The sequence below is a fragment of the Asanoa sp. NPDC050611 genome (assembly GCF_040654855.1).
Taxonomy (GTDB): Bacteria; Actinomycetota; Actinomycetes; order Mycobacteriales; family Micromonosporaceae; genus Asanoa.
The window spans coordinates 1-11445 of record NZ_JBFAIU010000249.1 but is presented as its reverse complement, the minus strand read 5'-3'; the positions used below and the strand labels follow the sequence as shown (position 1 = coordinate 11445).

The following is an 11445-nucleotide window of genomic DNA, read 5'->3' as shown; positions in this document are numbered from 1 at the left end:
GTCCCGGCAATCCAATTAACGGATGCCAAAAACAATCACAATTGGCACTGGCTTATCAAACACCCTGTTGAGTTCTCAAAGAACAAACACACACCGTAGTTCAGGCCCGAATCTCTCGGTCCCGCCCTGCGGGGCACAACTTCTCCAGCCTACTCGGTCGGTTTCGCACTGTCAAGCCGGTATTTTCGGCTTTCTTGCGCTTCGCCCGAGATCCCGCAACTAGGGCGCGAAGAGCCGCTCCCGGTTGTTGCTAGGAATCCTGCAGACCGGCCGGACTCCGCGGCTCCCGTGAGGGGCTCTCGGATCTTCCCGCCCGGCTCCTGCCGGCTTGGATACTTTACCCGGTCGGCTTCGCGATCTCAAATCCGGCCTCGCCGGTCGATCGCACCGCCCGAACCCCACCAGCCTGTATCCCCTGGTAGCGGTGCTTGCTTCCCCCCGGTCGTTTTGTCCGGTGTTCCGCTTGCAGAGAGAAAGTTACGTGGGATCGCCCCTGGAATGCAAATCAAGGTCGGTCCATGTCTAGATCAGCAGGTCGCGGCGCATGTGGCCACCCGTACGCGTGTGAAAGAGTGGGTCATGCCCGCCGGCAGGATGATCCTCGCCGAAGACGCGTTGCTCGGGATGCTCTTCCCGTTCTGGCAACTGGTCATCGGCCTCTGCGTCCTACTCGCCCTGGGCGCGGCGGCCTACCGCCTCGCGGCCCGCGGCCCCTCGCGGATGACCACCGCCCTGCTCGTCACCGGCGCCGCCGTCGTCGGCATCGCGCTGCTGAGCTACCTGACCGGCGGAAACTAGCCCGCCGTCAACCGGACCTCGGGGCGGCCCGGATCGGTCAGGTCCGGGTCCTCGGCCACGAACAGCCGCTCCAGCGCCGGAAGCCCACGCTCGCGGACGACGCCGGCCTCCCCACCGGTGAGCGGAAGCAGGTACGTCAGCACGATCGGCACGCTCTCGGTGCGGCAGACGGCGAACGACTCGGGCAGGTAGCCAGGGTTCGTCGCGACCAACGCGGTCATCCGACTTCCCGGGAAGACGGGCCCCGCCGGCCCGATCACCTGCCCGTGCCGCAGGCCGGCTTGCCGGCGCACGAGCTCGCCGGCCACCTGGAACAACAGCCCGGCGGCGCGGGCCGGATAGTCGTCGTTCGGCACGTGCATCATCAGCTCCTGATGCACCGCCCCGGCGCCGGCCACGGTGAGGTGTCGCCGCCAGAGCCCCACGGTCACCACCGTCGTCACGCCGGCGAACGGAACATCGGGCCCGAAGAACGCGACCTGCACCCCCGCGGGCGTCGTGTCGTCGCCCCGACTGCCGCCGGCGATGGTCCCGAGGTACGACTCCAGATGCTCGATCAGGCCGGCCATGGCCCGAAGCTATCCCGCCCCACGGCGCCGCGCGGCAACCTTGCCCCCGTTGCCGCCCAGATCAACGCGAACAGCATGACGCCTGCGCCGCCCCGCAATCGCGACAGTATTCGCCGCGGCCAAGGCGCCGGCGATCCATGCCCGACGGCGGCGAACCAACCAGCTCGCGCCACATCAACCCAGACATCGGCGGGCGGCGCCGCAGCACATTTCCCAGCGCCTAGGGCCACGTCACCACTCCCGACGAACCCACAGTCCCGAGCGAGAACCGGCCAGGGTGCAAGATCGGCCCAGTAAACGAACATTGCCACCGCGCGGCTGCGAGGCAGGCATCTGGTGACCGCCCGGGCCTGTGAACCACCGCAGGCCACCCCTCGCAGCCGCCACAGACGAACTAGGTACCCCGACCGGTCGACCATTGCGACGGAAGTTGCCGACCTGGACCGCCAGGCGCCCGACCCGGTTGACCTCCGCCGGAAACCGACCTGGCCCAGTTGTGATGCCCGATTGTGGGCGCGCCCGCGGCGCGCGATTCACTCCACCGCGCCCGACGCCACGACCGCGGCCGTCGGGAGGGCGAGTTGGCCGTCCCCAACCGTGAACGGCGCTGTCAGGTGGTCGAAGTGCGATCGGATCCGGGTGCGGGTCCGCGCGTCCTGGGCCGACAGCACCGCGCCCGTGGCGCCGATCCCCGCCGCCGGCCCGTTCCACCACGCTTCTGCGGCCGTCTCGTGGACCCAGGCGAACTCCGAACCCAGCACGCCCGAAAAACCAGCGAGGCGCAGCAGCCCGCACACCCCGTCGACAGTCCGCGCGAAGTCGGCCGTCGCGTCGAGGCGCGGCAGGTCCGCCGGCCGCTGCACCCCCGCGGCCGCGAAGATGTCCGTCCACAGCCGTTGCGCCACCGGTGGTGGGTGCGGCCAGATCGTCACCGCCACCCGGCCGCCCGGGCGGACCACCCGCCGCAGCGACGTCAGGGCCGCCAGCGGATCACCGACGTGGTTGAGCACGAAGTTCGCCACCGCCGCGTCGAACAACCCCGCGGCGAACGGCAACGACGGCAGCACCGCCACCCGGACGTCCGCCGCCGGGACCCGCTCCCGCGCCAGCGCGACCATGCTCGGTTCCGCGTCCACCGCGACCACCGCGGCACCCCGCGAGACCGCCAGCGAAGCGACCGTCCCCGGACCGGTGCCCACATCGAGCACCACCGCACCGCCGACCACCCCAGCGGCGTCCAGGAGCGCCGACGCGGGTCCCGCGCACAGCGCGGCAAGGCTGTCCCGATACGCGACCGCACGACCCGCCCACTGCGCGCGCTCGTGCGCGTCGAACGTCGACGTCAAACTCAGCCCACGGAGAACGGTCGGCTGTTGGCCAGCGACGGCAGCTCCCGCCGGATCCGGGACAGGCGCGACAGGTCGAGGTCGGCCGCCACGACCGTCACCTCGTCGGGGGCCTGTGCCACGACCGTGCCCCACGGGTCGATGATCATCGAGCGCCCGAAGCATGAGCGGCCCGGCTCGTGGTCGCCGATCTGGCCCGCCGCGACCACGTAGCACTGGTTCTCGATCGCCCGCGCGCGGAGCAGGACCTCCCAGTGGTCGCGGCCCGTGTGCAGCATGAACGCGGCCGGCACCACCAGCACCTGGGCGGCGCTGTCGCGGGCCAGCGAACGGTAGAGCTCCGGGAAGCGCAGGTCGTAGCAGATCGTCAGGCCGAACGGCACGCCCTCGACGGTCGCGACCGACGTCGTCGTGCCCGGCGCGATCGTCGCGGACTCCAGATAGGACACCTTGCCGGGGATGTCCACGTCGTACAGGTGGATCTTCCGGTACGTCGCGGCCAGTGCGCCGGAGCGGTCGAACAGCAACGACGTGTTGTACGAGTGCGACGGCGCCGGCCCGGTCTCGTGGAACGAGCCGGCGTGCACCCACATCCCCAGCTCGCGCGCCGCGGCGGAGAAGAACGACCCGTACTCGCCGTCGACGGGCTCGGGCGCCGGCAGGTCGGGCCCGAGATGGTCCGTGTATTCCGGCAGGACGGCGACGTCCGCACCGAGGGAGGCGGCCCGCTCCAGGAGCGTGCGCGCGACCTTCAGGTTGTCCGCGCGGTTGTCACGCGCGTTGAGCTGGCAGACCGCGACCCGCACCGCGTCAGGCCGACTTCTCCTCGCGGTCCCGCCGGCGCCGGCCGGCGAACTCGCGGGGCACGATCGTCGGGTTGACGTTTTCCATGACCACCGCGCGGGTGATCAGGACGCGGGCGGCGTCGGGGTTGCTCGGCACCTCGTACATCACGGAGAGGAGCACCTCTTCCATGATGGCCCGCAGGCCGCGGGCGCCGGTGCCGCGGAGCATGGCCTGGTCGGCGATCGCCTCGAGTGCCGCGGGCTCGAACTCGAGCTCCACACCGTCGAGCTCGAAGAGCCGCTGGTATTGCCGGACCAGTGCGTTGCGCGGCTCGGTCAGGATCTTCACCAGCGCCTCGCGGTCGAGCGACCGGACGTTGGTGATCACCGGGAGCCGGCCGATGAACTCGGGGATCAGGCCGAACTTGAGCATGTCCTCCGGCATGACCTGGCTGAACACGTCGTCGGTCGACCGCTCGGAGACCGCGCGTAGTCGGGCGCCGAAGCCCGTGCCGCCCTGGCCGGTGCGGGACTCGATGATCCGATCGAGCCCGGCGAACGCGCCACCGCAGATGAACAGGACGTTGGTCGTGTCGATCTGGATGAACTCCTGGTGCGGGTGCTTGCGGCCGCCCTGTGGCGGCACGTTGGCGACCGTACCCTCGAGGATCTTGAGCAGTGCCTGCTGGACGCCCTCGCCGGAGACGTCGCGCGTGATCGACGGGTTCTCCGACTTGCGGGCGATCTTGTCGACCTCGTCGATGTAGATGATGCCGGTCTCGGCGCGCTTGATGTCGTAGTCGGCGGCCTGGATCAGCTTGAGGAGGATGTTCTCGACGTCCTCACCGACGTAGCCGGCCTCCGTCAGCGCGGTGGCGTCCGCGATCGCGAACGGCACGTTGAGCATGCGGGCCAGCGTCTGCGCCAGGTGCGTCTTGCCACAGCCCGTGGGGCCGATGAGCATGATGTTGGACTTGGCGACCTCGACGGCGTCGTTGCCCGACCCGGAGTGCGACTCGGCCTGGATCCGCTTGTAGTGGTTGTAGACGGCGACGGAGAGCGCCTTCTTGGCCTGGTCCTGACCCACCACGTAGCCGTTGAGGAACTGGTAGATCTCCATCGGCTTGGGAAGCTCTTCCCACTTCACCTCGCCGGACTCGGCCAGCTCCTCTTCGATGATCTCGTTGCAGAGGTCGATGCACTCGTCGCAGATGTAGACCCCAGGGCCTGCGATCAGCTTCTTGACCTGCTTCTGCGACTTACCGCAGAAGGAGCACTTGAGTAGGTCGCCACCGTCTCCGATCCGTGCCACCTACGTTCTCCCTGCGCTCGTCGGCCGCGGCGGACCGCCTCCGGGGTTGTGTGCAAACTCGACGTTACCCGCTCGGGGCCCTATCTCCGACCCCCAAAATGGGTGTGTCAGGGACCAGCCAGTGTAACCAAACCCGGCCGATCCCTGACAACAGCGGCGTCAGCTGGCGGCAGCGGCCGCCAGGAGGCCCTTCTTGCGGCTGGTCAGGATGGTGTCGACCAGGCCGTACTCACGAGCTTCCTCGGCCGTCATGATCTTGTCACGGTCGACGTCCTTGGAAACCTGGTCGCGCGGGCGACCCGAGTGCCGGGAGATGATCTCCTCCATCTGCGACCGCATGCGCAGGATCTCCCGCGCCTGGATCTCGATGTCGGAGCCCTGCCCGTAGCCGCCCTCGGTGGCCGGCTGGTGAATGATGATCCGCGAGTTCGGCAGCGCCATCCGCTTGCCCGGGGTGCCAGCACCGAGGAGGACGGCGGCGGCCGAGGCCGCCTGACCCAGGCAGACCGTCTGGATGTCCGGACGGACGTACTGCATGGTGTCGTAGATCGCCGTCATCGCGGTGAACGAGCCACCGGGCGAGTTGATGTACATGATGATGTCGCGGTCGGGGTCGGTGCCCTCCAGCGTCAACAGCTGCGCCATCACGTCGTTGGCCGACGCGTCGTCGACCTGGACGCCGAGGAAGATGATGCGGTCCTCGAACAGCTTGTTGTACGGGTTCGACTCCTTGATGCCGTACGAGGTGCGCTCGACGAACGAGGGCAGCACGTAGCGGTTGTGCACCGGAGCGAACTGCGGAGGCAGCGTCAGATCCGTCATGGTTGGCCTCCTCAGCCCAGAGTCCCGGCGCCCTCCGGAACCTGTGCGGCTCCGGTGATCACCTTGTCGATGAATCCGTAGTCCTTGGCCTCCTGCGCCGTGAACCAACGGTCCCGGTCGGAGTCGGCCTCGATCTGGTCCTGGCCCTGGCCGGTGTGGAAGGCGACCCGCTCCTGGAACATCCGCTTGGTGTAGAGCATCTGCTCCGCCTGGATCGCGATGTCGGACGCGGTGCCACCCATGCCGCCGGACGGCTGGTGCATCATGATCCGCGCGTGCGGCAGGGCGTAGCGCTTGCCCTTGGTGCCCGCGCAGAGGAGCAGCTGGCCCATCGACGCGGCCATGCCCATCGCGACCGTGGAGACGTCGTTGTCGATGAACTGCATCGTGTCGTAGATCGCCATGCCGGAGTAGACGGAGCCACCCGGCGAGTTGATCCACAGGTTGATGTCACGGCCCGGGTCCTCCGCGGCCAGCAGCAGCAGCTGCGCACAGATGCGGTTGGCCACCTGGTCGGTAACCTCGCTGCCGAGGAAGATGATGCGCTCCTTGAGCAGCCGGTTGTAGACCGAGTCGTCGAGCCCGCCGGCGAGCTGGTCGCCGCGCGCCTCGTGCGCCCGGATGGGCGTCGCTGGAATATGCAGATCGGTCATGGCAGCCTCTCGCTCGTTTCCGTTCTACGCCCGACATTAACCGCTGCCCCCGGCGGCGACTTCCCGCCGGAGACGGTGTTCGCTCAGAGCGCAGGCGGACTCAGTGGTTGTGTTCGGTGACCTCGCGCACCTGGTCGAGGCTGATCTCCTTGCCGGCGCTGTCGGTGATCTTGACCCGCTCCATCACCAGGGTCAGCGCCTTGCCGCGACGCACGTCACCGAAGACGGCACCGGCGGCACCCGACCGGACGAGCTGGTCGTAGTACTGCTGCGGCTGCATCCCGGCGCGCTGGGCGCGGTGCATGATCTCGTGCCCGAACTCGTCGTCGGAGACCTGCACGTCCTCGGCGTCGGCGAGGGTGTCGAGCACGAGCTGGATCTTGACGCCCTCGGTGGCGGCGTCGGACAGCTCGGTGTCGATCTGCTCCTCGGTCTTCTCCTCGGCCGCGAGGTATTCCTCGTAGGACGCGCCGATCCGCTCGAGCTGGTCGGCCATCGCCTGCTTGCGGTGCTCGACCTCCTCCTTGACGACGCCCTCGGGCGCCGGCACCTCGGCGGCCTCGACCACCTGCTTGAGCGCCTTGTCCCGGGCCGCGTAGATCTGCTCGATCTGCTTGGCCTGGGTCACCCGCTTGCGCAGGTCCTCGCGGAGCTCGTCGAGGGTGTCGAACTCGCTTGCCAGCTGGGCGAAGTCGTCGTCCAACTCGGGCAGCTGCTTCTCCTTGACGGTGCGGACCGTGACCGCGACGTCGGCGTCACGACCGGCGAAGTCGCCGCCGACCAGCTGCGTGCTGAACGAGGTCTCGTCGCCGGCGGACAGGCCGACCAGCACCTCGTCGAGGCCCGGGAGCAGCTGCTTGCTGCCGACCTCGTGGGAGATGTTGGTGGCGGAGCCGCCCGGCACCTCTTCACCGTCGACGGTGGCCTTCATGTCGATCTGGACGTAGTCGTCGTCCCGCGCCGGCCGCTCGACGGTCTTCAGCGTCGCGAACCGCTCACGGAGCGCCTCGACCTGGCTGTCGATCTCGCTGTCGCCGATCTGCAGCTCGTCGACCGTGACCTCGATGGTCGACAGGTCGGGCAGGTTGATCTCCGGACGCACGTCGATCTCGGCGGTGAACTTCAGCGGCTCGCCGTCGCCGAACTCGGTGATCTCCACCTCGGGGCGGCCGAGCGTCTTCACCTCGTGCTCGCGGACGGCGGCGACGATGTTCTCCGGGATCGCCTCCTGCACGGCCTCGTTCAGCACGGCACCACGGCCGACCCGCTGGTCGATCACGGCGGACGGCACCTTGCCCTTGCGGAAGCCGGGCACGGTCACCTGCTGGGCGATCTCCCGGTACGCCTTGCGGAGGCTCGGCTCGAGCTCGACGAACGGCACCTCGATGGCGAGCCGCACCCGGGTCGGGCTCAGGGTCTCGACGGTGCTCTTCACAGGCGTACTCCTCGAAATGATTTTTTGGGGTGATCAGCCCCGAGTGTAGGCGCGCCCCGGCCGACTGCCGTAGGCAGCAGCCTTGGCGATCACAGTCGGGGTGGCGGGATTTGAACCCACGGCCCCTCGCTCCCAAAGCGAGTGCGCTACCAAGCTGCGCCACACCCCGTGGCGAACCGAAGTCTATGCGGTACGGGCGCACCGTCCGCGCCCGGCGTCCCATTCCCGCACGGTGGGTGACAGATAAACCGGACAAACCCTATTGCCCGGGTCCGCGGTGGGCGCGACCGTCGCTCCCGCCGGACAAACTCGCTTCCGCGTCGAGCCAGGTCCGCGGTCGGTTGGGCGACCCTTTCACGCCGCCCCTGCCGTTAGGATGCGCGGAAACCGCACGGGGAGGAGGCGGAGCCATGCGCATTCTGCTCGTAGAAGACGACCTGCGGGTGGCGTCCGTCATGAAGTCGATGCTGGTGCGCCGCGGCTACCAGGTCGAGCACGCGGCGACCGCCAAGGCCGCGGTCGAGGCCGCGCCGTGCGACCTGGTGCTGCTCGACCTCAGCCTGCCCGACGGGGACGGCATCGACGTGTGCCGCGCGTTGCGCACGCGTGACGACAACCTGGCGATCATCGCGGTCACCGCCCGCTCCGACGAGCGCGACAAGGTCAACGGCTTCCGGGTCGGCGCGGACGACTACGTCGTCAAGCCGTTCTCGATGGCCGAGCTGCAGCTGCGGATCGAGGCGCTGCTGCGGCGGGCCGCCCGCGGCGTGGCCGCCCGGCAGACCCGCGAGATCGGGCCGCTGCGGATCGACTTCACCGCCCGCGAGGTGAGCGTCGCCGGGGCCGCGGTCTCGCTGACCCGCAAGGAGTTCGACATCCTGGCCTCGCTGGCCCGCCAGCCGGGCGTCGCCGTCACCCGCGAGCGGATCCTGCTCGACGTGTGGCAGACCACCTGGTCCGGCCGGCACACGCTCGAGGTGCACATCGCCTCCCTGCGGGCCAAGCTCGGGCACCCCGACCTGGTCCGCACCGTGCGCGGCGTCGGCTACCGCCTGCAGGCGCAGTGACGTGCGGCGCCGGCTCGTCTCCACGTACCTCCTGCTGCTCTGTCTGGTTCTGCTGGCGCTCGAGGTGCCGCTGGGGCTGGTGATGAGCGGGCGCACGACCCAGGCGCTGCTGGCCGACCGGCTGGCCGACGCGACCCGGTTCGCGGCGCTGGTCGCCCCGGCCATGCGCAGCGGCGACCTGGAGCCGGTCACCGCCGAACTGGACCGCTACCACGAGCTGTACGGGATCGTGGTGATCGTCGTCGACCAGAACCGCAACGTCGTCACCGACGCCGGCTCCCGCGAGGGCATCGTCACGGACACCGTCGTCCGCGGCGCGCTCGCGGGCCGGCAGGTCAGCTCACCCACCAACGTCTGGCCCTGGCAGGAGGCGCCGCTGCTGGTGGCGGTGCCGGTCTACGAGGGCGGCGCGGTGCTCGGCAGCGTGCTGACCATCTCGTCGACCCAGCGGGCCCGCGGCTCGATGCTGTTCGCCTGGGTGGTGCTCGGCATCGTCGGCCTGCTGGCGCTCGTGGGTTCGATGGTCGTGGCGGTGCGGCTGGCGCAGTGGGTGCTGCGGCCCGTGCTGTCGCTCGACACCGCCGTGCACGAGATCACCGCCGGCGACAGCCGGGCCCGGGTGCCGCACGCGCTCGGGCCGCCCGAGCTGCGCCGGTTGACCACGAGCTTCAACGAGATGGCCGACACCGTCACCGACGCGCTCGAGCGGCAGCGGCTGTTCGTCGCGCACGCGAGCCACCAGCTGCGCAACCCGCTGACCGTGCTGCGGCTGCGGGTCGAGGGCCTCGGCGACATGCTGCCGGAATCGGCCGGCCCCGAGCATCACCTCGCGCTGGAGGAGTCCGACCGGCTGACCCGGGTACTGAACAGCCTCCTCGCGCTGGCCCGCGCCGAATGGGACCGCACGCCGCCGGTCGTCGTCGACGCCGGCGCGCTGGTCGCGGCCCGGGTCGAGGCCTGGCTGCCGATGGCCCTGCAGCGCGGTGTCAGGCTGACCGCGTCCGTGCCCTCGTCGCCCGTCCGCGCCGAAGCCGCGGACACCGCGCTCGACCAGGCGCTGGACGCGCTGATCGACAACGGGCTCAAGTTCGCGGGACCGGGCGGCCACGTGGCGGTCGCGGTGAGCACGCTGCCGGGCCGGGTGGTGGTCACGGTCCGCGACGACGGCCCCGGGATGACCGCCGAGCAGTGCCGGCTGGCCACGCGGCGGTTCTGGCGGGCGCCGAACACCCAGAACGTCGACGGCGCCGGGCTCGGGCTGTCGATCGCGACCGTGCTGGTCGAGGCGTCCGGTGGGTCGTTGACGCTGGCGCCGCTGCGGCCGCGCGGGCTCGAGGCCCGGGTGCGGCTACGGCTTCACCGAGCGGAAGTAGCGGGCGGCGCCCGGGTGTAACGGCACCGGCATCGTGCCGATCGCCGAGCGGACGTCGAAGCGCTCCCCCGCCGGGTGGGCGCGGGCCAGCGCCTCGTGCCTTTCCATCAGCAGGCGGGTCAGCTCGTACGCGAGATCGTCCGGCATGTCGGTCGGCACGACCAGGAAGTTCGGCACCGCGAGGGTGCTGACCGCCGGCAGGTCGTACACCGAGTCATTGACCTCTCGCCGTACGTACACCTTCGAATAGGTGTCCCTCATCCGGACCACCCAGTCGCCGAGGTCGACGATCCGGATGCTGAGGCTGTTGTTCAGGTCCTCGATCGCCTTGACCGGGAGGCCGCCGGAGAAGAAGAAGGCGTCGATCTGGCCGTCGCGCAGGGCCTCGGCGGACTGGTCGAGGCCCCACCGCTGGGCCCGGATCGCGTCGGGCCCGTCGAGGTCCGCGACGTCCAGGAGCCGGCCGACGGTGATCTCGGTGCCGGACCCGGGTGCCCCGGTGGCGACCGTCCGGCCGCGCAGGTCGGTCAGCTTCTCGATCGGTGAGTCGCTCGGGACGACCAGGTGCAGCAGGTCCTCGTAGACCCGGCCGAGCGCCCGCACCCGCGGATCCACCGGAGCGCCGCCCGTGACCAGGATGTCGGCCTGGGTGAAGCCGATCTCCGCGCGTCTGGTCTCGACCAGGTCCACGTTCTCGGCCGAGGCGGCCGTGACCAGCACCTCGGCGTCGGTGTCCGGCAGGTTGTCGTCGACGAGCTGGCCGAGCGCCTTGCCGAACGCGTAGTAGACGGCCGTCTGGCTGCCGGTGGCGATCCGGATGTGGGTGACGGGCGGGTTGCCCTCGCCGTGGACGCCGGCGGCGACGAGCAGCAGGACGACGAACGCCGCCCCGGCCTGCCGTATTCGCTTCCGCCTCCGCACGGAGCGCAAGTTTTCCTCAAGTAAGGGGCTCGCGCATCCCCCTGAAAGCCGGGAAAGGCCACGCTGAACGCGGAGGCGATGACGATGGCCATGCAACGCGCAAGCAACGGGGACCCGGCCATGCGGTCACTGCCCGCGATCTTCGAGGCGGCCTGTCTGATCCGGTGTACGGGGGTGGGCCGCTCGGCGGGACCTCGATCGTTGACAGGTCCCGGGTACGAGTTCGGGTCCGGGCCGGCACCCGGATCCGCGTCCGGCGGCGCCATCGGGACGCCGGCACGTGGGGCGTCCATCCTGTCGGGGGGCGACACGGCCCTGCCGGACACCGGCGCCGCGGCCGCGGTTTACGGCCGCGCGCGCCGGGC

11 protein-coding genes and 1 tRNA gene are annotated in these 11445 nt (G+C 70.0%); 3 read left to right on the top strand and 9 right to left on the bottom strand.

Annotated elements, in window-relative coordinates:
• Window positions 1–579: 579 nt before the first annotated feature.
• On the top strand, window positions 580–798 hold the full coding sequence (locus AB0H87_RS29715) for a hypothetical protein (RefSeq protein ID WP_360152804.1): 219 nt from the start codon (window positions 580–582) through the stop codon (window positions 796–798).
• On the opposite strand, the gene AB0H87_RS29710 is transcribed toward AB0H87_RS29715, so the two are convergent.
• The 8 genes from AB0H87_RS29710 to AB0H87_RS29675 all read right to left on the bottom strand — a co-directional run bounded on the left by AB0H87_RS29710 (window position 795) and on the right by AB0H87_RS29675 (window position 7889).
• The gene (locus tag AB0H87_RS29710) at window positions 795–1367 is read right to left on the bottom strand and encodes a suppressor of fused domain protein (protein ID WP_360152801.1); all 573 of its coding nucleotides are present in this window, start codon (window positions 1365–1367) and stop codon (window positions 795–797) included. The genes AB0H87_RS29715 and AB0H87_RS29710 overlap by 4 nt on opposite strands.
• A gap of 533 nt (window positions 1368–1900) precedes the next feature.
• Entirely contained in the window at window positions 1901–2713 is an 813-nt protein-coding gene (locus AB0H87_RS29705) for a class I SAM-dependent methyltransferase (RefSeq protein ID WP_360152798.1), read from the bottom strand.
• A gap of 2 nt (window positions 2714–2715) precedes the next feature.
• Entirely contained in the window at window positions 2716–3519 is an 804-nt protein-coding gene (locus AB0H87_RS29700; RefSeq protein ID WP_360152795.1) for a carbon-nitrogen hydrolase family protein, read from the bottom strand.
• A gap of 4 nt (window positions 3520–3523) precedes the next feature.
• Window positions 3524–4810 (bottom strand): ATP-dependent Clp protease ATP-binding subunit ClpX, encoded by a 1287-nt coding sequence (clpX, locus tag AB0H87_RS29695; RefSeq protein WP_360152792.1) that lies wholly within the window; start codon window positions 4808–4810, stop codon window positions 3524–3526.
• Window positions 4811–4969: 159 nt separating this feature from the next.
• Window positions 4970–5632: an ATP-dependent Clp protease proteolytic subunit gene (locus tag AB0H87_RS29690; RefSeq protein ID WP_203708702.1), complete on the bottom strand. Its 663-nt coding sequence runs from the start codon at window positions 5630–5632 to the stop codon at window positions 4970–4972.
• 11 nt (window positions 5633–5643) lie between these two features.
• On the bottom strand, window positions 5644–6285 hold the full coding sequence (locus AB0H87_RS29685; protein ID WP_203708700.1) for an ATP-dependent Clp protease proteolytic subunit: 642 nt from the start codon (window positions 6283–6285) through the stop codon (window positions 5644–5646).
• 100 nt (window positions 6286–6385) lie between these two features.
• The gene (gene tig, locus AB0H87_RS29680) at window positions 6386–7720 is read right to left on the bottom strand and encodes a trigger factor (RefSeq protein WP_360152788.1); all 1335 of its coding nucleotides are present in this window, start codon (window positions 7718–7720) and stop codon (window positions 6386–6388) included.
• A 95-nt stretch (window positions 7721–7815) separates the two neighbouring features.
• A tRNA-Pro gene (locus AB0H87_RS29675) sits at window positions 7816–7889 on the bottom strand.
• Between the two features lie 241 nt (window positions 7890–8130).
• Here AB0H87_RS29675 and AB0H87_RS29670 point away from each other — a divergent pair.
• Together AB0H87_RS29670 and AB0H87_RS29665 are read left to right on the top strand one after the other, a co-directional pair.
• Window positions 8131–8787: a response regulator transcription factor gene (locus AB0H87_RS29670; protein ID WP_360152785.1), complete on the top strand. Its 657-nt coding sequence runs from the start codon at window positions 8131–8133 to the stop codon at window positions 8785–8787.
• A 1-nt stretch (window position 8788) separates the two neighbouring features.
• Window positions 8789–10180, top strand: coding sequence for a HAMP domain-containing sensor histidine kinase (locus tag AB0H87_RS29665; RefSeq protein ID WP_360152782.1), 1392 nt, complete (start codon window positions 8789–8791; stop codon window positions 10178–10180).
• On the opposite strand, the gene AB0H87_RS29660 is transcribed toward AB0H87_RS29665, so the two are convergent.
• Complete coding sequence (locus tag AB0H87_RS29660) at window positions 10136–11080, bottom strand: TAXI family TRAP transporter solute-binding subunit (protein ID WP_360152779.1); 945 nt, start codon at window positions 11078–11080, stop codon at window positions 10136–10138. The two genes, AB0H87_RS29665 and AB0H87_RS29660, sit on opposite strands and share 45 nt — an antisense overlap.
• Window positions 11081–11445 lie beyond the last annotated feature (365 nt).